Raw genomic sequence first — 22,562 nt, forward strand, 5'->3', positions numbered from 1 at the left:
CGGTGTCCCCTCCGAAATTCCTTATGCGTTGCCAACATCCTGACGGAAGCCGCCCTGACATGGGTCATCGGCCCGGACACCGTTACTGAACCAATCCGTTTCAGTGCAGACCTGTGACGGCCCTAAACTGTCCCCCGTGACCGAGAACTCATCGCAGCAGCCAGCCAGCAACCCCGAACTGCCGACCTCGTACGCGCCGGCCGATGTAGAGGGGAAGCTGTACGAGCGCTGGGTAGAGCGTGGTTACTTCGAAGCCGACGAGCACAGCGACAAGCCGCCCTACAGCATCGTCATCCCGCCGCCGAACGTCACCGGCTCCCTCCACCTGGGCCACGCCTTCGAGCACACCCTGATCGACGCCCTGGTCCGCCGGAAGCGGATGCAGGGGTTCGAGGCGCTCTACCAGCCGGGTATGGACCACGCCGGCATCGCCACCCAGAACGTCGTCGAGCGCGAGCTCGGCAAGGAGGGCAAGTCCCGCCACGACCTGGGCCGCGAGGCCTTCGTCGAGCGCGTCTGGCAGTGGAAGGACGAGTCCGGCGGCCAGATCTCCGGCCAGATGCGCCGCCTCGGCGAGGGCGTCGACTGGTCCCGTGAGCGCTTCACCATGGACGAGGGCCTCTCCAAGGCCGTCCAGACCGTCTTCAAGCAGATGTTCGACGACGGGCTGATCTACCGCGCCGAGCGCATCATCAACTGGTGCCCGCGCTGTCTCACCGCGATCTCCGACATCGAGGTCGAGTACCAGGAGGACGACGGCGAGCTCGTCTCCATGACGTACGGGGAGGGGGACGAGACCATCGTCGTCGCCACCACCCGCGCCGAGACGATGCTCGGTGACACCGCCGTCGCCGTCCACCCCGACGACGAGCGCTACCAGCACCTGATCGGCAAGCAGATCAAGCTGCCGCTGACCGACCGGACGATCCCCGTCGTCGCCGACCACCACGTCGACCCCGAGTTCGGAACCGGCGCGGTCAAGGTGACCCCCGCGCACGACCCGAACGACTTCGAGATCGGCAACCGTCACGACCTGCCGTTCATCACCGTCCTGGACGAGCGCGCGGTCATCACCGTCCCCGGCCCCTTCGAGGGCCTGGACCGCCTCGAGGCACGCTCCGCCATCGTCGCCGCCCTGCGCGCCGAGGGCCGGATCGTCGCCGAGAAGCGGCCGTACGTCCACTCCGTCGGCCACTGCTCGCGCTGCAAGACCACCATCGAGCCGCGCCTCTCCCTCCAGTGGTGGGTCAAGGTCGCCCCGCTCGCCGAGGCCGCCGGTGACGCGGTCCGCGACGGCAAGGTCAAGATCCACCCGCAGGAGATGGAGAAGCGGTACTTCGACTGGGTCGACAACCTCCACGACTGGTGCATCTCGCGCCAGCTCTGGTGGGGCCACCGCATCCCCGTCTGGTACGGCCCGAACGGCGAGGTCGTCTGCGTCGGACCGGACGACGAGGCGCCCACCGGCGAGGGCTGGACCCAGGACAGCGATGTCCTGGACACCTGGTTCTCCTCGGGCCTGTGGCCCTTCTCCACCCTCGGCTGGCCCGAACGGACCGACAGCCTCGAGAAGTTCTACCCGAACTCCGTCCTGGTCACCGGCTACGACATCCTCTTCTTCTGGGTCGCCCGGATGATGATGTTCGGCCTGTACGTCAACGACGGCGTCCCGCCGTTCGGGACCATCGTCCTGCACGGCATGGTCCGCGACGAGCACGGCAAGAAGATGTCGAAGTCCTTCGGCAACGTGGTCAACCCGCTGGACTGGATGGACAAGTACGGCTCCGACGCCCTGCGCTTCACCCTCGCGCGCGGTGCCAACCCCGGCACCGACGTCCCGATCGGTGAGGACTGGGTCCAGGGTTCGGCGAAGTTCTCCAACAAGATCTGGAACGCCACCCGCTTCGCCCTGATGAACGGCGCCACGATCGAGGGCGACCTGCCCCCGGTCGAGGAGATGTCGGTCACCGACCGCTGGATCCTGTCCCGGCTCAACAAGACGGTCGCGGACGTCGACGCGTTCTACGACGACTTCCAGTTCGCGAAGATCAGTGAGGCGCTGCGCCACTTCGCGTGGGACGAGGTCTTCGACTGGTACGTCGAGCTCTCCAAGACCACGTTCTTCGCGGGTGGCCGCCAGGCCGAGGTCTCGGGCCGGGTCCTCGGCGAGGTCCTCGACGTGATGCTGCGGCTGCTGCACCCGATCGTCCCGTTCGTCACGGAGGAGCTCTGGACCGCGCTCACCGGGCGCGAGTCGATCGTCATCGCCGAGTGGCCGGGCGACTCCGGCTTCCGCGACGACGCGGCCGAGAAGGAGATCGAGCTCGTCCAGCAGGTCGTCACCGAGGTCCGCCGCTTCCGTAACGACCAGGGCCTCCAGCCCGGCCAGAAGGTCCCGGCCGAGCTGACCCTGACCGGCACGGCGCTCGCCCCGCACGAGGCGGCCATCCGCCAGCTCCTGCGGCTCCAGCCCGCGGGCGAGGGCTTCCACGCCACCGCCTCGCTCCCGGTCGCCGGGGCCACCGTCGCCCTGGACCTCTCCGGCACCATCGACGTCCCGGCCGAGCGCAAGCGGCTCACCAAGGACCTGGAGGCGGCGCAGAAGGAGAAGGCGCAGGCCACCGGGAAGCTCGGCAACGAGGCGTTCCTGGCCAAGGCCCCGGACAACGTGGTCGACAAGATCCGCGGCCGCCTCTCCAAGGCCGAGGCCGACATCGAGCGGATCTCCGCCCAGCTGGCGGCCCTCCCGCAGAGCTGATCAGCTGTACGGCGAAGCCCCCGCACCCCCGACCGACCGGGGGAGCGGGGGCTTCGCCGTACCGTCTGCGGGCAGTCTGCCGGGCGCTGCGCGCGATGTCGGTGCCCATCCGTAGACTGGCCCCGTGAGTGAGCCCCGCCCTTCAGACCGGCACGACGCGTCCCAGCCCGACGACACCTTCGAGGAGATCGTCGGCGAAGAGACCCAGCGCGACCCCGACCTGGCGGTGATCGAAGCCGGGAGCCGCACCCTGCGCACCTATGCGGGGTCCCCCCAGGGCGAAGCGGTCCCCGCCCGACCCACCGACCCCGAGACCGACAAGGCGCTGCGCGCGGTGGAGCAGGAGCTCGCCGGACGCTGGGGCGAGACCAAGCTCGAGCCCTCCGTCACCCGCATCGCCGCCCTGATGGACGTGCTCGGCGAGCCGCAGCGCGCCTACCCCTCGATCCACATCACGGGGACCAACGGCAAGACCTCCACGGCCCGCATGATCGAGGCCCTGCTCAACGCGTTCGAGCTGCGCACCGGCCGCTACACCTCGCCGCACGTCCAGTCGATCACCGAGCGGATCAGCCTCGACGGCTCCCCGATCGAGCCCGAGCGCTTCATCGAGACGTACGAGGACATCAAGCCGTACGTCGAGATGGTCGACGCCCAGCAGCCCTACCGGCTCTCCTTCTTCGAGGTGCTCACCGGCATGGCGTACGCGGCCTTCGCCGACGCGCCCGTCGATGTGGCGGTCGTCGAGGTCGGCATGGGCGGCACCTGGGACGCCACCAACGTCATCGACTCCACCGTCGCCGTCGTCACCCCGATCTCGCTGGACCACACCGACCGCCTCGGCACCACACCGGCGGAGATCGCCGGGGAGAAGGCCGGCGTCATCAAGCAGGGCGCCACGGTCATCCTGGCGCAGCAGCCGGTGGACGCCGCGCAGGTGATGCTGAAGAAGGCCGTCGAGGTCGACGCCACCGTGGCCCGCGAGGGCATGGAGTTCGGCATCGTCTCCCGGGAGGTCGCGGTCGGCGGGCAGCTGCTGACGCTGCGCGGCCTGGGCGGCGCGGCCACCGAGTACACCGACATCTTCCTCCCGCTGTACGGGGCCCACCAGGCGCACAACGCCGCGGTGGCGCTCGCCGCCGTCGAGGCCTTCTTCGGTATCGGCGCCGAGCAGGCCCGCTCGCTCGACATCGACGCGATCCGCAAGGCGTTCGCCGCTGTCGTCTCGCCCGGCCGGCTGGAGGTCGTGCGCTCCAGCCCGACCGTCGTCCTGGACGCCGCCCACAACCCGGCGGGCGCCAAGGCCGCGGCGGACGGCATCTCCGAGGCGTTCAGCTTCTCCCGGCTGATCGGTGTGGTCGGCACCAGCGGCGACAAGGACGTCCGCGGGCTCCTGGAAGCCTTCGAGCCCATCTTCGCTGAGGTCGTCGTCACACAGAACTCCACCGAACGCGCGATGGACGCGGACGAGCTGGCCGCCATCGCCGTCGAGGTCTTCGGCGACGACCGGGTCCAGGTCGAACCGCGACTCGACGACGCGCTGGAGGCGGCGATCACGCTGGCCGAGGAGGACGACGAGTACGCGGGCGCCGGAGTCCTGGTGACCGGATCGGTGATCACGGTCGGCGAGGCCCGGCTGCTGCTGGGAAGGGGCTGAGAAGAAGGATGCGTACGCTCTGCGCCTCGACGCTGCTCGGTGAGTTCTTCGTGATCGGCTTCGCCGGCCTCGTCGCGATGAAGCTGGACGACGTCTCCATGGCCGCGGTCTGGACGGTCTGCGGCGTCGGCATGGTGCTCTCCCTGCTGCTCTGCGGGATGCTCGGCCGCCCCGGCGGCATCCAGCTCGGCTGGGCGCTCCAGGTCGCCCTGGTCCTCAGCGGCTTCGTGGTCCCGATGATGTTCATCCTCGGCCTGGTCTTCGGCGGGCTGTGGTGGGCCTCGATCCACTACGGCCGCAAGATCGACGAGGCCAAGGCCCGCTGGGCGGCCCAGCAGGCCCAGCAGGAGACCGGCGGGGCCACGGCCTGACGTGACGGAAGGTGCCCGGGCCCCGGGGGTGACCCTGAGTGAACCCGGGCGCAGACCCGCCCCCGTACCCCTGTAATCTCGCCCTCACCGCACCCGTATGCCTGCAAGGAGCCGCACATGACTCAGCGCACCCTCGTCCTGCTCAAGCCCGACGCGGTCCGCCGCGGCCTGATCGGCGAGATCGTCGGCCGGATCGAGCGCAAGGCGGGCTGGCGGATCACCGCGCTGGAGCTGCGTACCCTGGACCAGGACACGCTGGAGCAGCACTACGGGGAGCACAAGGGCCGCCCGTTCTACGAGCCGCTCGTCGAGTTCATGGCCTCCGGCCCGGTCGTCGCCCTGGTGGCCGAAGGCGAGCGGGTGATCGAGGGCGTCCGTGCCCTGGCCGGCCCCACCGACCCGATCGCCGCCGCGCCCGGGTCGATCCGTGGTGACTTCGGCACGATCACCCGGGAGAACCTCATCCACGCCTCGGACTCGCAGGAGTCCGCAGAGCGAGAACTGAAGCTTTTCTTTCCGGGACTTTCCTGACCCGATCGGCCAAACAGCGCTGCCTGCCTGGGGCGACCGAAGTAATTCGGTCGCCCTTCGGCATAGGGTTTGGGATCGCGGGAACGCATCCCTCCGACGTAACGTCACCATGGGTAGGACGGGCACCCGTTCCGCTCACAATGGCGAAGGACCCTCGCGCTGTGTCCGTGCATACGGCACTACGATGGAAGCTTCCACGCCCGCAGCGCCAACCTCGCCTACCAGAACAAGCCATCTTCGCTACCTGGGAAGGCCCGACGCATCCTCATGGGGAACAAGGGGAACTCAATGTCGTTCATCGGCCGTGACATGGCTATCGACCTCGGGACTGCCAACACGCTGGTGTACGTCAGGGGGCGCGGCATCGTCCTGAACGAGCCGTCCGTCGTGGCCATCAACACCAACACCGGCGGGATTCTGGCGGTCGGCTCCGAGGCCAAGAAAATGATCGGGCGCACGCCGGGCAACATCGTCGCCGTGCGGCCCCTGAAGGACGGCGTGATCGCCGACTTCGAGATCACGGAGCGGATGCTCCGCTACTTCATCCTCAAGATCCACAAGCGCCGCTACCTGGCCCGCCCCCGGGTCGTCGTCTGCGTGCCCTCCGGTATCACCGGGGTCGAGCGCCGCGCCGTCATCGAGGCATCGACGCAGGCCGGCGCGCGCCAGGTGCACATCATCGAGGAGCCCATGGCCGCCGCCATCGGCTCCGGCCTGCCGGTCCACGAGGCCACGGGCAACATGGTCGTCGACATCGGTGGCGGCACCACCGAGGTCGCGGTGATCTCGCTCGGCGGAATCGTCACTGCCCAGTCGATCCGGACCGCCGGTGACGAGCTGGACAACGCGATCATCCAGCACATCAAGAAGGAGTACTCGCTCCTCCTCGGTGAGCGGACCGCCGAACAGATCAAGATCACGATCGGCTCCGCGTTCGACCTGGAGAAGGACGAGCACACCGAGATCCGTGGCCGGGACCTGGTCTCCGGGCTGCCCAAGACGGTCGTCATCTCGGCCGCCGAGGTCCGCAAGGCCATCGAGGAGCCGGTCAACGCGATCGTCGACGCCGTGAAGACGACGCTCGACAAGTGCCCGCCCGAGCTCTCCGGCGACATCATGGACCGCGGCATCGTCCTCACCGGCGGCGGCGCGCTGCTGCGCGGACTGGACGAGCGGCTGCGCCACGAGACGGGCATGCCGATCCACATCGCCGAGGACCCGCTGGACTCCGTGGCGCTCGGCTCCGGCAAGTGCGTCGAGGAGTTCGAGGCGCTCCAGCAGGTGCTGGACGCCCAGCCCCGCCGGTAGGACGGACGCAACATCACCCGATCCGGCGCGCGGACGCTGCGGCTCCGCCCGCCGGATCGTTGATATAGATCGTTGCTGTACACGTACCGACGCAGAGTCAGACACTGACGTGGATACACGTACAGACACGTACACACAGGCACGAACATTCCGACGAGGAAGGCACGGCCGCCGCACGTGAGGGACACACGAGAGAGCCGGCTGCTCCTGGTGCTGCTGATCGCCATCGCATTCGCCCTGATCACGGTGGATATCCGAGGCGGCGAGGAGTCACCGGTGGACGGTGCCCGGCAGGCCGCCGCCACGGTCTTCGGACCGGTGGAGAACGGCGTCGCGGCAGCGGTCGACCCGGTGGGCAACGCCATAGGGGCGGTACGGGACTCCGGCAACCGGCACGACCGGATCTCCGCCCTGGAGCAGGAGAACGCCGCGCTGAAGGCCAAGCTCGGCAGCGACGACCGCACCAACAGCCGCGTCCGCCAGCTCGACGCCATGCTGAAGAACGCGGGCGCCGGGCAGTACGGCATCAAGGGCGCCGAGGTCATCGCCATAGGAGCGGCCCAGGGCTTCTCCTGGACGGTCACCATCGACGCCGGCGCCAACGACGGCATCCGCCGCGACATGACCGTACTCAACGGTGAGGGGCTGGTCGGGCGGGTCACCACCGTCGGCCCGAACACCGCGACGGTCCTGCTGGCCAACGACCCGGACTTCACCGTCGGCACCCGGATGGAGAAGACCGACGAGCTCGGCTTCGCCACCGGCCAGGGCTCGCGCCCGCTCTCGGTCCAGTTCCTCAACGGCAAGGCCAAGGTGAAGGCGGGCGACCGGCTCGTCACCTTCGGCTCCAGCAAGGACAAGCCCTTCGTGCCCGGCGTCCCGGTCGGCGAGGTCGTCCGCGTGGACCCCTCGGGCGGCGCACTGACCCGGACCGTCTACGTGAAGCCGTACGTCGGGTTCACCAAGCTCGACATCGTCGGCGTCGTCGTCCAGGCCCCGCGCTCGGACCCGCGCGACACGGTCCTGCCGAAGCAGCCCGTCAAGACCAAGCCCAAGCCCACCCCCACGGTCACCGTCACCGTCCAGCCCAACGGCGACCTCGTCGACGGCTCGGGCAAGGTCGTCGGCAACATCAACGAGAAGCCGGGCGACGGCGAAGCGGCCGGTGACGCGGCAGGAAATCAGCAGGGCAACGCCCAGCAACCGGGCGACCAGCAACCCGACAACACGGCAAACGACCAGGAGTAGGGCTGATCCCCATGCGCATCAACCGGACTCTGCTCTCCATCGCCCTGGTCGTCGTCGCCCTCGTCGTCCAGGTATCCGTCCTCGCCCGCCTCCAGCTCCCCGGCGCCGTCCCGGACCTGCTGCTCCTCACCGTCCTCGGACTCGCCTTCGTGTACGGGCCCGTCAGCGGCTCGCTCATCGGCTTCGGGGCGGGCCTCCTCGCGGACCTCGCACCCCCCGCCGACCACGCCGCCGGGCGCTACGCCCTGGTGCTCTGCGTCATCGGCTACCTCGCGGGCCTGGTCCGGCCGGAGAACGGGCAGCTCAAGTCGGCCTTCGCCCCGATGGCGGCCGTGGTCGGCGCGGCGCTCGGCTCGACCCTGCTCTACGCGGGTGTCGGCGCCCTGGTCGGCGACACGGCCGCCCGCCATGTGGGCCTGGGCAGTCTGCTGTTCACCGCTCTGGTCTACGACCTGCTGCTGGCCCCCTTCACCGTGCCGCTGATCATGGCGCTGGCCAGACGCACCGAGAACGACCCGCTCTCCGAGGCATCCTCCGGCGGGAACGACGTGGCCGCGGGCTGGCTGGCCTCGGGCACCGGGCTGCGCATCGGCAGCCAGCGCGGCGGACTGCGCGTCAAGGCCGCCCGCAACCGCGCGGCCCGCGCGGGACGCATCAAGGGGGTCAAGCGACTGTGAAGCCGTACGCGACAGAGGGCACCGGGGGAACCGCGTGAGGCTGTATCTCCCGGGGGACGACCCCCGTACCCCCAGCCGAACCACCACCGGGGGCACCCAGTGAGCAACATTCCCGAGACCGGGCGGACCCAGCGGGTCCAGATCCGCCTCATCGTCATCCAGGTCCTGGTCTTCTCCCTGCTGCTCACCCTCGGCGGGCGTCTGTGGTACCTCCAGATCCGCAACGGTGACGAGTACACGGCCGAAGCCGCCGGCAACGGCGTACAGCAGGTCGTCCAGCCCGCCGTGCGCGGCTCGATCCTCGACGCGCGGGGTGTCCCGCTCGCCGACAACGAGACCCGGCTCGTCGTCTCCGCGAGCCGCACCGAGCTGCTGAAGATGAAGGACGACGGCGTCGGCGTCCTCACCCGGCTCGCCGACGTCCTGGACATGAAGGCCCAGGACGTCCGCGACAAGGTCCGCCTCTGCGACTCCAAGACCCCGCAGCCCTGCTGGAACGGCTCGCCCTACCAGCCGATCCCGGTCACCGACGAGGCCACCACCCAGCAGGCCCTCCAGATCCGCGAGCGCGCCGAGGACTTCCCCGGCATCACCGCCGAACCCACCGCCGTACGCCGCTACGCCGCACCCGGCAAGGCGCGGACCGCGCAGGTCCTCGGCTACCTCTCGCCGGTCACCGACGAGGAGATCCAGCAGGCCCAGGACGGCCCGTCGCCCTACCTGCGCTCCGACCAGGTCGGCCGCTCGGGCATCGAGCGCACCTACGACAAGGAGCTGCGCGGCAAGGCGGGCGTCACCCGCTACGAGGTCGACAACCTCGGCCGCGTCATGGGCGAGGCGGAGAACGACCCGGCGGTGTCCGGCTCCACCCTCGTCACCAGCCTCGACGCCCGGGTCCAGGCGGTGGCCGAGTACGAGCTCGCCCAGGCGATGAAGAAGGTCCGGGACGAGACCGACAAGATCACCGGCCGGAAGTACGAGGCCGACTCCGGCGCCGTCGTCGTCATGGAGTCGAAGACGGGCCGCGTCATCTCGATGGCCTCCCAGCCCGACTACGACCCCAACGACTGGGTCGGCGGCATCTCCGGCAAGCAGTACGCCAAGCTCACGAGCAAGAAGTCCAACTACCCACTGCTCAACCGGGGCATCCAGGGCCAGGCGCCCGCCGGCTCCATCTTCAAGGTGGTCTCCGCGAGCGCGGCCGTGCGGGGCGGCCACGCCTTCAACGACCGCTACAACTGCAGCAGCTCCTACAGCCTCGGCAGCCAGACCTTCGCGAACTTCGAGTCCCAGGGGCACGGCCCCATCACCCTCGGCGACGCGCTCAAGTACTCCTGCAACACCGTCTTCTACCGTCTCGGCCACGAGGAGTGGGTGCGTGACGGCGGCATAAAGCCCAAGAAGGACGCCAAGAACTGGTTCTACACCACCGCCCGCGACTTCGGTCTCGGCGCCGAGACCGGCATCGACCTGCCGAACGAGGTCAAGGGCCGCATCCCGGACCGCAAGTGGAAGCAGGACTTCTGGAAGGCGAACAAGGACGCCTGGTGCAAGGAGGGCAAGAAGGGCGGCACCTACGTGCAGCAGATCGCGTACGAGAGCTGCCTCGAAGGCAACCAGCTCAAGGCCTACGACAGCATCAACTACGCCATCGGCCAGGGTGACGTCCTGGTCACCCCCATCCAGATGGCCACCGCCTACGCCGCCATCAGCAACGGCGGCACCCTCCACGCCCCCACCGTCGGCAAGGCCGTGATCAGCCCCGACGGCAAGACGGTCCAGGAGATCAAGCCCAAGGTCACCGGGAAGCTGCCCGTCAACGCCCAGACCATCAAGGACCTCGACAAGGGTCTGCGCTCGGTGGTCGAGCCCGGCGGCACCGCCGCCTGGCGGTTCGGCGGCTGGCCGCAGGACAAGATCCCGATGCGCGCCAAGACCGGCACCGCCCAGGTGTACGGCAAGCAGACCACCTCGTGGTTCGCCACCTACACCGACGACTACACCATCATCATGACGATCTCCCAGGGCGGCACCGGCTCCGGCGCCTCCGGGCCCGCCGTCCGCAAGATCTACGACGCGCTCTACGGCCTCGACGCCGAGGGCAACCAGGATGTGAAGAAGGCCCTGCTGCCCAAGCCGCAGAAGGCGCTGCCGAAGATCCAGCCCGACGGCTCGATCTACGCCCCGAAGGTCAAGCCGTACAACCCCGCGCCGACGGAGCCCGAGGGCCAGGAGGCCGACCCCGAGAACCTGATCCCGCAGCCCCCGGGGCAGCCGGGACTCACCGGATCACCGGCGGCGACCGGGAGGCGGCCCTGATGGCAGGTGGATTCTCCGTCGCCCGGTACGCCCCCGAGCGGGGCTCCTGGGCCAAGCTGACCGCCCGCGACTCCCTCGCCCGGCGGCTGGACTGGCCGCTGCTCGGGGCCGCGCTCGCGCTCTCCCTGCTCGGCTCGCTCCTCGTCTGGTCGGCCACCCGCAACCGCGACCACCTCACCCAGGGCGACCCGTACTTCTTCCTCTTCCGGCACGCCCTGAACACCGGCATCGGCCTCGCCCTGATGATCGGCACGATCTGGCTCGGCCACCGCACCCTGCGCGGGGCCGTCCCGGTCCTCTACGGCATCTCGGTGCTGCTGGTCGCCGCAGTCCTCACCCCGCTCGGCACCACCGTCAACGGCGCCCACGCCTGGATCAAGCTTCCGGCCGGGTTCTCGATCCAGCCCTCCGAGTTCACCAAGATCACCATCATCCTCGGCATGGCGATGCTGCTCGCCGCCCGCGTCGACGCGGGCGACCAGGCCCACCCCGACCACCGCACCGTCGCCAAGGCGCTGGGCATCGCGGCCGTCCCCATGGCCGTCGTCATGCTGATGCCGGACCTCGGCTCGGTGATGGTCATGGCCGTCATCGTCCTCGGCGTCCTGCTGGCCTCCGGCGCCTCCAACCGCTGGGTCTTCGGCCTGCTCGGCGCGGGGGCCGCCGGAGCCGTCTCGGTCTGGCAGCTCGGCCTGCTCGACGACTACCAGATCGCCCGCTTCGCCGCCTTCGCCAACCCGGCGCTCGACCCGGCCGGCGTCGGCTACAACACCAACCAGGCCCGTATCGCGATCGGCTCCGGCGGCCTCACCGGCACCGGGCTCTTCGAAGGCACCCAGACCACCGGCCAGTTCGTCCCCGAGCAGCAGACCGACTTCGTCTTCACCGTCGCCGGTGAGGAGCTGGGCTTCCTCGGTGCCGGGCTGATCATCGTCCTGCTCGGTGTCATCCTGTGGCGCGCCTGCCGGATCGCCCGCGAGACGACCGAGCTGTACGGCACGGTCGTCGCCGCCGGCATCATCGCCTGGTTCGCCTTCCAGTCCTTCGAGAACATCGGCATGACGCTCGGCATCATGCCGGTGGCCGGTCTGCCGCTGCCCTTCGTCTCCTACGGAGGGTCCTCGATGTTCGCCGTCTGGGTCGCCATCGGACTGCTGCAGTCGATCAGGGTGCAGCGGCCGATGTCTGCCTGAACCCGGCTCACGCGGGTAGGTGTCCGTATATGGCGGACACCAAGCGCGAGATCGAGCGGAAGTACGAAGCCACCGACGCCACCCGGCTGCCCGACCTGAGCCGGGTGGCCGGGGTCGGCCGGGTCGTCTCCCGGGGAGTGACGGAGCTGGACGCCGTCTACTACGACACCGCCGACCTCCGCCTCGCCGCCGACTCCCTCACCCTGCGCCGCAGGACCGGCGGGGCCGACGAGGGCTGGCACCTGAAGTTCCCCGTGGCCACCGGCATCCGGGACGAGCTCCACGAACCGCTCGCCGACACCCTGCCGCGCTCCTTCGCCGCCCTGCTCCGCTCCCGCCTCCGCCACGGCGAGGTGGCCCCCGTCGTCCGCCTGCTCTCCTCCCGTGACGTCCAGCACCTGACGGACCCCGACGGCACCCTCCTCGCCGAGGTCAGCGTCGACACGGTGTGCGCCGAACGGCTCGCGGGGGAGGGGACCGGCACCACCGCCACCTGGACCGAGATCGAGGTCGAGCTGGCCGACGGCGGCGACCCCGCCTTCCTGGACGCGGTCGAGAAGCGGCTGCGCAAGGCCGGGGTACGCCCCTCGGCCTCCGCGTCGAAGCTCGCCAGGGCGCTGGCGGAGACGAACCTGAACCGCGACGACACGGGAACCCCGAAGTCGACGCCGTACACCGCGGGCGACCACGTCCTCACCTACGTACGCGAACAGATCCGCACGATCGTCGGCCTCGACCCCGCCGTCCGCCGTGACCTGCCCGACTCCGTGCACAAGATGCGCGTGGCGACCCGCCGGCTGCGGAGCGCCTTCAAGACCTACCGGACGGTCCTCGACCGCGAGGTCACCGACCCCGTCGGCGCCGAGCTCAAGTGGCTCGCCGGCGAACTGGGCGTCGACCGCGACCAGGAGGTCCTCGACCAGCGCCTGGGCGCCCGCACCGAGGCCCTCCCCGGCACCCTGGTCCTCGGCCCGGTGCGCGGGCGGCTGCGGATCTGGTCGGCCGCCCGCCGCACCGGATCGCGCCGCAGGATCGTCGCCGTACTGGACGGGAAGCGGTATCTGGCCCTCCTGGACACCCTGGACGCGCTCGCCGCCGACCCGCCCCTGCGCCCCGCCGCCTCCCGCACCCCCGCCAAGGCCCTGCCCCGCGCGGTGCTCAAGGACTACAAGAAGCTCGCCCGGCGCATGGACCACGCCCTGGAGCACCCGCCGGGACCCGAGCGGGACGCCGCGATGCACGAGGCCCGCAAGGCCGCCAAGCGCGCCCGGTACGCGGGCGAGGCGGCGCGGCCCGCCCTCGGAAAGCCCGCCAAGCGGTTCGCCAAGCGGGTGAAGGCCGTGCAGACCGTCCTCGGCGACCACCAGGACAGCGTGGTGGCCCGCGACGCCCTGCGCACCCTCGCGATCGAGGCCCACGCGGCCGGGGAGACCACCTTCACCTGGGGACTCCTGTACGGGCACGAGGAGGCGACCGCCGCCGCACGGGAGCGCGAACTGCCCGAGGTGTGGGCACGCGCCTCCGATCCCGTACTGCGGGCGGATCTGAAGCACTGAGCCGCGGGGTACGCTGGATGGTCACCCCAGCCGGCTCACGAAGGTTCGCGAGATGTCTGCCGCATCGGTCTTCCCACAGCTCGAAGCTCTGCTCCCGCATGTGCAGAAGCCCATCCAGTACGTCGGCGGTGAGCTGAACTCCACCGTCAAGGACTGGGACAGCTGCGACGTCCGCTGGACCCTGATGTACCCCGACGCCTACGAGGTGGGTCTCCCCAACCAGGGCGTCATGATCCTCTACGAGGTACTGAACGAGCGCGAGGGCGTCCTCGCGGAGCGCACGTACAGCGTCTGGCCGGACCTCGAAGAGCTGATGCGCGAGCACAACGTGCCGCAGTTCACCGTGGACAGCCACCGCCCCGTCGGCGCCTTCGACATCTTCGGGCTGAGCTTCTCCACCGAGCTCGGCTACACCAACATGCTCACCGCCCTGGACCTGGCGGGCATCCCGCTGGAGGCCAAGGACCGGACGGTGGACCACCCGATCGTCCTCGCGGGCGGCCACGCCGCGTTCAACCCCGAGCCGATCGCGGAGTTCATCGACTGCGCGGTCATCGGCGACGGCGAGCAGGCCGTCCTGGAGATCACCGAGATCGTCCGCGCCTGGAAGGCCGAGGGCCGCCCCGGCGGCCGCGACGAGGTGCTCTTCCGGCTCTCGAAGACCGGCGGCGTCTACGTCCCGCGCTTCTACGACGTCGAGTACCTCCCCGACGGCCGCATCGGCCGCGTCGTGCCCAACCGGTCCGGCGTGCCGTGGCGGGTCTCCAAGCACACCGTCATGGACCTCGACGAGTGGCCCTACCCCAAGCAGCCCCTCGTCCCCCTCGCGGAGACCGTGCACGAGCGGATGTCCGTGGAGATCTTCCGCGGCTGCACCCGCGGCTGCCGTTTCTGCCAGGCCGGCATGATCACGCGCCCCGTGCGGGAGCGAAGCATCACCGGCATCGGCGAGATGGTCGAGAAGGGCCTCAAGGCGACCGGCTTCGAAGAGGTCGGCCTGCTCTCCCTCTCCTCCGCGGACCACAGCGAGATCGGTGACATCGCCAAGGGCCTCGCCGACCGCTACACCGACGACAAGGTCGGCCTCTCGCTGCCCTCCACCCGCGTCGACGCTTTCAACGTGGACCTGGCCAACGAGCTGACCCGCAACGGCCGCCGCTCCGGTCTCACCTTCGCCCCCGAGGGCGGCTCCGAGCGGATGCGCAAGGTCATCAACAAGATGGTCTCGGAGGAGGACCTGATCCGGACCGTCGCCACCGCGTACGGCAACGGCTGGCGTCAGGTGAAGCTGTACTTCATGTGCGGCCTGCCCACCGAGACCGACGAGGACGTCCTCCAGATCGGTGACATGGCGGTCAACGTCATCGCCAAGGGCCGCGAGGTCTCCGGCCAGAACGACATCCGCGCCACGGTCTCCATCGGCGGCTTCGTGCCCAAGCCGCACACCCCCTTCCAGTGGGCCCCGCAGCTCAGCGCCGCCGACACCGACGCCCGGCTCAAGAAGCTGCGGGACAAGATCCGCGGCGACAAGAAGTACGGCCGCTCCATCGGCTTCCGCTACCACGACGGCAAGCCCGGCATCGTCGAGGGCCTGCTCTCGCGCGGCGACCGGCGCGTCGGCTCCGTCATCCGCGCGGTCTACGAGTCGGGCGGCCGCTTCGACGGCTGGCGCGAGCACTTCAGCTACGACCTCTGGATGAACTGCGCCGAGAAGACGCTCCCCGAGTTCGGGGTGGACGTCGACTGGTACACCACCCGTGAGCGCACCTACGAGGAGGTCCTGCCCTGGGACCACCTCGACTCCGGCCTGGACAAGGACTGGCTCTGGGAGGACTGGCAGGACGCGCTCGACGAGACCGAGGTCGAGGACTGCCGCTGGACCCCCTGCTTCGACTGCGGCGTCTGCCCGCAGCTCGACCTGGACATCCAGATCGGCCCGACCGGCAAGAAGCTGCTCCCGCTGAGCGTGGTCAACAAGTAACGGTCAACAAGTAACGGTCGACAAGTCACGCGTCCCTGACGCTCCGCAGGCCCGGCCCGGCAACCCCGGACCGGGCCTGCGCGTCATTGGGGGCATGGACGACAGCAAGCACCAGGCACTGGACCGGTACGCGCCCGAGACCGCCCTGACCAGGCTGATCAGGATTCCCGTGCGCATCGTGGTGCTGGTCGTGGTCCTGCCCGTCCGCATGGTCTGGGACCTGCTGTCCGCCGCCTGGCACGCCTTCGACCGGGTCCTGCTCCGCCCGCTGGGCCGCGGACTGGCCCGGCTCGCCGACACCCTGGTCCTGACCCCGCTGGCCTGGCTGTACGCCAACGTCCTCACCCCGCTCGGCCACGGCGCGGCCTGGCTGCTCGGCAAGGTGGGGCAGGGCGTCGCCCGGCTGTTCACCACGCTGGTCGTCGCCCCTGCGGTGGCCCTCTGGAGGTACGTGCTCGTCCCGGCGGCGCGGTACGGCGTGGTGGTGCCGCTGGTGTGGCTGTACGGGGCCGTCCTCACCCCGGTCGGCCGGGGCGCGGCGTGGGTGTTCGGGAAGGCCTGGCAAGGCACGGCCTGGTTCCTGGGCGGGATCTGGCAGGGCATCGCCTGGGCCTTCGGCCTGGTGTGGCAGGGCATCGCCTGGACTTTCGGTCTGCTGTGGCAGGGCATCGCCTGGATCTTCGGCCTGCTGTGGCGGGGCATCGCCGCCATCGGGCGCGGGCTCTGGACCGTTGTCACCTGGCTGGTCACGACGCTGCTCGTCACCCCCGCCTCCTGGCTGTACCGCCACATCCTCGCCCCGGTCGGCCGGGAGATCGCGGCGGCCGTCGAGGTCGCCTGGCGGATCGCGGGGTACCTCTCCCGGGCGGTGGGCCGGGGGATCGCCTGGCTGGCCCGGCACCTGATCGGCGTACCCGTGGCCTGGGTCCACCGCACGGTGGGCACCCCGGTGGGCCACTTCGTCCGGGACGCCCTCTGGGCCCCGGCCCGACGCGCCGCCGAGGAGGCGGGCCGCGCCGCCCACGGGGCCCTCGCCACCGCCCGCGAAACCGTGCGGCAGGCCCGCCGGGACGCCTGGCGCGCACTGGCCGGCGGGGCGGTCGGGGCGCGGTCCGGGGAACCGCTGGGGGTGCCTGCGCGTACTCTGGGTAGTACAACGACTGTCCCCAGCGCGGCGCAGGCGTCCGAGACCTCCCTGCTGGGCGAGAAACTCGTCAAGCAGGGGTGAGCAGGAGCCGCACCCCGGGGACCACCCCGTACTTCGTGGGCGGCGCTCCACAGCGCCCGCCCCGCACCGAGGAGAAGAACCACTGGGCAAGCGACAGCCCGAAGGCCCGCCGCCCGCACCGGCAGTGCAGCGCATCCGTCTGCGCTACACCAAGCGCGGCCGCCTCCGGTTCACCAGTCACCGCGACTTCCAGCGGGCCTTCGAGCGGGCATTGCGCCGCTCCGAGGTGCCGATGGCGTACTCGGCGGGCTTCACCCCGCACCCCAAGGTCTCGTACGCCAATGCCGCCCCCACCGGCACGGGCAGCGAGGCCGAGTTCCTGGAGATCGCCCTCACCGAGGCGCGTGACCCCGACCTCCTGCGCGAGCTGCTCAACGACTCGCTGCCGGACGGTCTCGACATCACCGACGCGGTGGAGGCCCGGACCTCGGGCCTCGCCGAGCGGCTGACCGCCTCCGTCTGGGAGATGCGCCTGGACGGCGTCGAACCCGACGAGGCCCGTAAAGCCGTCGACGCGTTCAACGCCGCCGAGAGTGTCGAGGTCCAGCGCAAGGCGAAGAACGGCATCCGCACCTTCGACGCCCGCTCCGCCGTCGCCGACCTGCAGGCCCTTGATCAACCGGCTGATAGGCCGGGGGACAAGCCCTGTGCGATACTGCGGCTGGTTGTTCGGCACGTGACACCTGCCGTGCGACCCGACGACGTCCTGTCCGGTCTCCGCGCTGTGGCCGACCTGGCGCCGCCCGTCCCCGCTGCGGTGACGAGGCTGGCGCAGGGGCTCTTCGACGAGGAGTCCGGCACGGTGACCGACCCGCTCGCGCCTGACCGCGAGGCCGCCCCGACCGCACATCCCGCGGTCGCAGCAGCCGTCGCGACGGCGCCGGAAGGTGCAGGTTCCGCGTAAGGCGGTCGTTGTAGCGCAGCCCTCCGACTCGGGAGCCACCTGGGTCGGGCCGCGCACTGACCCATAAGACTTTCGCCAGGCCGTGCGCAACACCGCGTACGGAACCGGCGAGCCAGACATCAGCTCCCGTGCGGCGCCCGCGCCCCGGACGAGCGGTATCGCACCACTGCGGACCGTGCCGGACCGGAATCAGACGCGGCGCCCGGGAGCGCGACGGGAGAACCGCCCGCATGCCTCAGCCGAACGAACCCGCTTCCAACGGGAACAACGAAGAGAACACCCCCGGGGACAAGCTGCCGCCGCGCCGCAGGCGCCGCGCCGCTTCCCGCCCGGCGGGCCCGCCCGGCGCACCCCTGACGCCCGGCGCCACCGAGGAGACCGCACCGGCCGCCGAGGCCGCCGCCGTGGAGACCCCGGCCGCCGCGCCCGAGGAGACCGCCCCCGAGACCGCACCCCCCGCCCGTACGCGCCGCCGTGCCGTGCGCAAGGCGACCGCCCCCGTCGGCGCTCCGGAGACCGCCGAGGTGGTCGCCGAGACAGCCGCTCCGGCCCCTGTCGCTGAAACCCCTGCCGAGGCCCCGGCCGCCGAGCCCGCCGACAGCGACGCCCCGGCGCCGCGCACCCGCCGCCGCGCGGTCCGCAAGGCGACGGCTCCGGCCGGTGCCCCGCAGGCCGCCGAGGTCGTGGAGGTCGTCGAGACCCCGGCCGAGCCGCTCGTGCAGGAGGAGGAGCCGGAGGCCGAGCCCGAGGCCGCCCCGGAGCCCCCGGCCCCGCGCCGCCGCCGTGCCTCCCGCAAGGCGACCGCGCCCGCCGGTGCCCCGCAGGCCGCCGAGGCCGCTGTGGTCGTCGAGCCGGTCGCACCCGCCGAGCCCGTGGCCGAGCCGGCCGCCGAGGCCGCCGAGCCGGTCGCACCCGCCGCCGAGGCCCCGCGTGGCCGTACCCGCCGCCGTGCCTCCGCCCCGGCCGGTACCCCGCAGGCCGCCGCCACGGAAGCCGTGAACGAGCCCGCGCCCGCCGTGGAGCCTTCTTCTGAGCCCGCCGCGCCCGCCGAGGAGACCCCGGCGCCGCGCAGCCGCCGTCGTGCCTCCCGTAAGGCCACGAGCCCCGCCGGAACCCCGCAGGTCAGCGAGGCGGCCGAGCCGGTCGCCGCCGCTCCCGCCGCCGAGGAGCCCGTGGAGAGCGTCGAGGCCGGCGAGAGCCTGCCCGCCGCCGTCGCCGAGGAGCTCGCCGCCGAGGTGGAGGAGGTCGAGGAGGCCGCCCCGCGCGGACGCCAGCGCCGCCGGGCCACCGCCGCCGCGGGCCGCCCCGAGTTCACCGCCAAGACTGAGGAGCCGACCCGCAAGGGCCGTCGCGCGACGCGCCCCGCCGTCGCCGTGTTCCAGGCCCCGGTCTTCGCCGAGCCGATGTTCCAGACCCCCGAGACGGCGGCCGCCGCCGCTGCCGCGGCCGGTTCCTCCTCCCCGTACGACGAGGTGGACGAGGTCGACGAGGCCGAGGAGCAGCAGACCGCCGAGGTCCAGCAGGCTCCCGCGCCCGCCGAGGCCGCGCCGCAGGGCGGTTCGCGCCGCCGTCGCCGCCGCCGTGGTGAGGCCGCCGAGGCCGAGCAGGCCGCCGAGCCCGCAGCCCCGGTGGAGACGCCCGCCGAGCAGCCCGCCGAGGAGGCCCCCGAGGCCGAGGCCGACGAGCACGACGGCGAGGACACCGACGAGTACGGTGACCGCCCCTCGCGCCGCCGCCGTCGCGGTGGCCGCCGTCGCCGTCGCGGCGAGGCCAACGACACGGACGACGCCGAGCAGCACGCCGACGAGGCGCCCGCGCACTCCCGTTCCGAGGACTCCCGCGCCGAGGCCGAGCAGGCGCAGGGCCAGGACACCGACGAGGAGGAGGACGACGACAACGACTCCTCCGCGTCCGGTTCGAGCAGCAGTCGGCGTCGTCGCCGCCGTCGTCGCCGCAGCGGTGAGGGCGCTGCCGAGGCCGACAACGGCACGGACGACCCGGAGCGTACGGTCGTCAAGGTCCGCGAGCCCCGCAAGAAGGAGGAGCGCGAGCCCGGCACCGGCTTCGACGAGGTCCAGTCCATCAAGGGCTCGACCCGTATGGAGGCGAAGAAGCAGCGCCGCCGCGAGGGCCGCGAGCAGGGCCGTCGCCGCGTCCCGATCATCACCGAGGCGGAGTTCCTCGCCCGCCGCGAGGCCGTCGAGCGGGTGATGGTCGTCCGCCAGAGCGGCGAGCGCACCCAGATCGGCGTCCTTGAGGACAACGTGCTCGTCGAGCACTACGTCAACAAGGAGCAGGCCACCAGCTACGTCGGCAACGTCTACCTGGGCAAGGTGCAGAACGTCCTGCCCTCCATGGAGGCCGCCTTCGTCGACATCGGCAAGGGCCGCAACGCCGTCCTGTACGCCGGTGAGGTCAACTTCGAGGCGCTCGGCATGGCCCACGGGCCGCGCCGCATCGAGACCGCGCTCAAGTCCGGCCAGTCGGTCCTGGTCCAGGTGACCAAGGACCCGATCGGCCACAAGGGCGCCCGGCTGACCAGCCAGGTCTCGCTGCCCGGCCGCTACCTCGTCTACGTGCCCGAGGGCTCGATGACCGGGATCAGCCGCAAGCTGCCCGACACCGAGCGCTCCCGCCTCAAGACGATCCTCAAGAAGATCGTCCCCGAGGACGCGGGCGTCATCGTGCGCACCGCCGCCGAGGGCGCCAGCGAGGACGAGCTGCGCCGTGACGTCGAGCGGCTCCAGGGTCAGTGGGAGGAGATCCAGAAGAAGGCGAAGGGCACCAGCGGCTCCAACGCGCCGACGCTGCTCTACGGCGAGCCGGACATGACCGTCCGGGTCGTCCGCGACATCTTCAACGAGGACTTCTCCAAGGTCATCGTCAGCGGTGACGACGCGTGGGAGACCATCCACGGTTACGTCTCGCACGTGGCGCCCGACCTCACCGAGCGGCTCTCGCGCTGGACGTCCGAGGTCGACGTCTTCGCGACGTACCGCATCGACGAGCAGCTGATGAAGGCGCTGGACCGCAAGGTCTACCTGCCCAGTGGCGGTTCGCTGGTGATCGACAAGACCGAGGCGATGGTCGTCGTCGACGTCAACACCGGCAAGTTCACCGGCCAGGGCGGCAACCTGGAGGAGACCGTCACCAGGAACAACCTGGAGGCGGCCGAGGAGATCGTGCGCCAGCTGCGGCTGCGCGACCTCGGCGGCATCGTCGTCGTCGACTTCATCGACATGGTGCTGGAGTCCAACCGGGACCTCGTCCTGCGGCGCCTCCTGGAGTGCCTGGGCCGCGACCGCACCAAGCACCAGGTCGCCGAGGTCACCTCGCTCGGCCTGGTCCAGATGACCCGCAAGCGGGTGGGCCAGGGCCTGCTGGAGTCCTTCTCCGAGACCTGCGTCCACTGCAACGGGCGCGGTGTCATCGTCCACATGGAGCAGCCGACGTCCGTCGGTGGCGGCGGTTCCAAGAAGTCCAAGAAGCGCGGCCGCGGTGGCGCGGGCCAGGACCACGAGCACGGTCACGAGCAGGACCACGGCCACGAGCACGGCCACGACGACCACGCGGCCGAGCCCGTCGAGACCGAGTCCGAGGCCGAGCTGGCCGCCGAGGTCGCTGCCCCGGTGTCCCTGGCGGACCTGGAGCCGGCCGCCGACGAGGAGTTCTACAGCAGCCCGGCCGAGGCCGAGGCGGCAGCCGGGCGTGGCCGTGGCCGCCGCCGGGCCTCCCGTAAGGCGTCGGCCCCGGCCGGTGCCCCGAGGACCGAGGCTCCCGCCCCGGTGGCCGAGGCACCCGCTCCCGTCACAGAGGCGGAGCCGGTCGCGCCTGTCGTCGACACGCCCGAGCCCAAGGCTCCGGAAGCCCCGGTCGCCCAGGAGGCCCCGGCCGCCCCGGAAGCCGCCGAGCCGGCCGAGGCCGCACCCCAGGGCCGTACGCGCCGTCGGGCCACCCGCAAGGCGTCCGCCCCGGCGGGTTCGCCGAAGCAGGCCGAGGCGGCGGAGCCGGTGCAGCCGGCCGAGCCCACCGCGGACCCGGCAGCCGTCGAGGACCCGGTCGTCGAGGCGCCCGCCGAGGCCGCTCCCGTACCGGAGACCCCGGTGGCGGAGGCCGCTGTGTCGGAGGCCCCCCAGGAGGCCGCTCCGCCGCGGGCCCGGCGCCGGGTGACCCGTAAGGTCACCGCTCCGGCGGGTTCGCCCACGGGTGCGGAGGAGGCAGGGGTCGTCGTCGTGGAGTCGGCGCCCGAGGCGAAGGCCCCTGAGGCCGAGGCCGACGCGTCCGACGAAGCGGTCCCGGCGAAGAAGACGGCCCGCAAGGCCGCCGCCAAGAAGGCTCCGGCGAAGAAGGCGGTGGCCAAGAAGACGGTCGCCAAGAAGACCGCCGCGAAGAAGACCACGGCGAAGACGACCGCGAAGAAGGCGACGAAGAAGACCGTCGCCGCCGAGCAGTCGTCGCCTTCCGTGACCGCTTCGGCGCCGTCCACCGACGGTGAAGCGTCGGCCTGATGACGCACCGGATGCCGAATCCGTAATCGGATGTTCATTGTCCGTGGCCCGTTCCGATACTTTCGGGGCGGGCCACGGGCTTTGTTTCAGAACTGATGCAGGACCCGGTTAACGGGCCCGAAATGGCCTGAGAAATCCCTGATAATGTGACGGCGGTCGCTGGACTGTCAGGATTCTTCGCAGAAACTACAACCGGTGACCGGGCCCGGTGACAGACAGACCGGACCAGAATCCTCGGCAGGGCGTCGGCATCGCGCCGGTGGGGTTTCGCGCGGCCTCGTAAGACGTCCCGCTCCCCTGAGCTCTGCCTTGTAAAGAGCTCT

General features: G+C 71.1%; 14 protein-coding genes. All 14 read left to right on the plus strand.

Features of this window, described 5'->3' with window-relative positions:
• Positions 1-136: 136 nt before the first annotated feature.
• The 14 genes from IE264_RS02160 to IE264_RS02225 all read left to right on the plus strand — a co-directional run bounded on the left by IE264_RS02160 (position 137) and on the right by IE264_RS02225 (position 22,239).
• Positions 137-2,758 (plus strand): valine--tRNA ligase, encoded by a 2,622-nt coding sequence (locus tag IE264_RS02160; RefSeq protein WP_032753275.1) that lies wholly within the window; start codon positions 137-139, stop codon positions 2,756-2,758.
• A 124-nt stretch (positions 2,759-2,882) separates the two neighbouring features.
• Complete coding sequence (gene folC / locus IE264_RS02165) at positions 2,883-4,415, plus strand: bifunctional tetrahydrofolate synthase/dihydrofolate synthase (RefSeq protein ID WP_015608506.1); 1,533 nt, start codon at positions 2,883-2,885, stop codon at positions 4,413-4,415.
• Positions 4,416-4,423: 8 nt separating this feature from the next.
• Entirely contained in the window at positions 4,424-4,786 is a 363-nt protein-coding gene (locus tag IE264_RS02170; RefSeq protein WP_015608505.1) for a DUF4233 domain-containing protein, read from the plus strand.
• Between the two features lie 117 nt (positions 4,787-4,903).
• Positions 4,904-5,317, plus strand: a complete 414-nt coding sequence (gene ndk / locus IE264_RS02175) for a nucleoside-diphosphate kinase (protein WP_032753273.1) — start codon at positions 4,904-4,906, stop codon at positions 5,315-5,317.
• A gap of 288 nt (positions 5,318-5,605) precedes the next feature.
• Positions 5,606-6,625: a rod shape-determining protein gene (locus IE264_RS02180; protein WP_015608503.1), complete on the plus strand. Its 1,020-nt coding sequence runs from the start codon at positions 5,606-5,608 to the stop codon at positions 6,623-6,625.
• A 177-nt stretch (positions 6,626-6,802) separates the two neighbouring features.
• A complete protein-coding gene (gene mreC, locus IE264_RS02185) occupies positions 6,803-7,873 on the plus strand; it encodes a rod shape-determining protein MreC (RefSeq protein ID WP_032753272.1) in 1,071 nt (356 codons plus the stop codon).
• A gap of 11 nt (positions 7,874-7,884) precedes the next feature.
• A complete protein-coding gene (gene mreD, locus IE264_RS02190; protein ID WP_015608501.1) occupies positions 7,885-8,550 on the plus strand; it encodes a rod shape-determining protein MreD in 666 nt (221 codons plus the stop codon).
• Positions 8,551-8,649: 99 nt separating this feature from the next.
• Entirely contained in the window at positions 8,650-10,869 is a 2,220-nt protein-coding gene (gene mrdA / locus IE264_RS02195) for a penicillin-binding protein 2 (protein WP_032753271.1), read from the plus strand.
• Positions 10,869-12,062 (plus strand): rod shape-determining protein RodA, encoded by a 1,194-nt coding sequence (rodA, locus tag IE264_RS02200; protein ID WP_015608499.1) that lies wholly within the window; start codon positions 10,869-10,871, stop codon positions 12,060-12,062. The genes mrdA and rodA overlap by 1 nt, the downstream gene beginning before the upstream one ends.
• A gap of 29 nt (positions 12,063-12,091) precedes the next feature.
• A complete protein-coding gene (locus tag IE264_RS02205; protein WP_032753270.1) occupies positions 12,092-13,618 on the plus strand; it encodes a CYTH and CHAD domain-containing protein in 1,527 nt (508 codons plus the stop codon).
• Positions 13,619-13,670: 52 nt separating this feature from the next.
• The gene (locus IE264_RS02210) at positions 13,671-15,599 is read left to right on the plus strand and encodes a TIGR03960 family B12-binding radical SAM protein (RefSeq protein WP_031122772.1); all 1,929 of its coding nucleotides are present in this window, start codon (positions 13,671-13,673) and stop codon (positions 15,597-15,599) included.
• A 94-nt stretch (positions 15,600-15,693) separates the two neighbouring features.
• Positions 15,694-16,827: a phage tail tape measure protein gene (locus IE264_RS02215; RefSeq protein WP_032753269.1), complete on the plus strand. Its 1,134-nt coding sequence runs from the start codon at positions 15,694-15,696 to the stop codon at positions 16,825-16,827.
• A 124-nt stretch (positions 16,828-16,951) separates the two neighbouring features.
• The gene (locus IE264_RS02220; RefSeq protein WP_015608495.1) at positions 16,952-17,731 is read left to right on the plus strand and encodes a TIGR03936 family radical SAM-associated protein; all 780 of its coding nucleotides are present in this window, start codon (positions 16,952-16,954) and stop codon (positions 17,729-17,731) included.
• Positions 17,732-17,961: 230 nt separating this feature from the next.
• Entirely contained in the window at positions 17,962-22,239 is a 4,278-nt protein-coding gene (locus IE264_RS02225; RefSeq protein ID WP_032753268.1) for an Rne/Rng family ribonuclease, read from the plus strand.
• Positions 22,240-22,562: the final 323 nt, after the last annotated feature.

Source organism: Streptomyces microflavus, assembly GCF_014650075.1.
Classification (GTDB): domain Bacteria; phylum Actinomycetota; class Actinomycetes; order Streptomycetales; family Streptomycetaceae; genus Streptomyces; species Streptomyces microflavus.

Coding starts and splice junctions, on each gene's coding strand:
- mreD (WP_015608501.1), top strand. CDS start 7,885: ATGCGCATCAACCGGACTCTGCTCTCCATCGCCCTGGTCGTCGTCGCC.
- IE264_RS02215 (WP_032753269.1), top strand. CDS start 15,694: ATGGACGACAGCAAGCACCAGGCACTGGACCGGTACGCGCCCGAGACC.
- IE264_RS02205 (WP_032753270.1), top strand. CDS start 12,092: ATGGCGGACACCAAGCGCGAGATCGAGCGGAAGTACGAAGCCACCGAC.
- IE264_RS02170 (WP_015608505.1), top strand. CDS start 4,424: ATGCGTACGCTCTGCGCCTCGACGCTGCTCGGTGAGTTCTTCGTGATC.
- IE264_RS02210 (WP_031122772.1), top strand. CDS start 13,671: ATGTCTGCCGCATCGGTCTTCCCACAGCTCGAAGCTCTGCTCCCGCAT.
- IE264_RS02180 (WP_015608503.1), top strand. CDS start 5,606: ATGTCGTTCATCGGCCGTGACATGGCTATCGACCTCGGGACTGCCAAC.
- IE264_RS02225 (WP_032753268.1), top strand. CDS start 17,962: ATGCCTCAGCCGAACGAACCCGCTTCCAACGGGAACAACGAAGAGAAC.
- rodA (WP_015608499.1), top strand. CDS start 10,869: ATGGCAGGTGGATTCTCCGTCGCCCGGTACGCCCCCGAGCGGGGCTCC.
- ndk (WP_032753273.1), top strand. CDS start 4,904: ATGACTCAGCGCACCCTCGTCCTGCTCAAGCCCGACGCGGTCCGCCGC.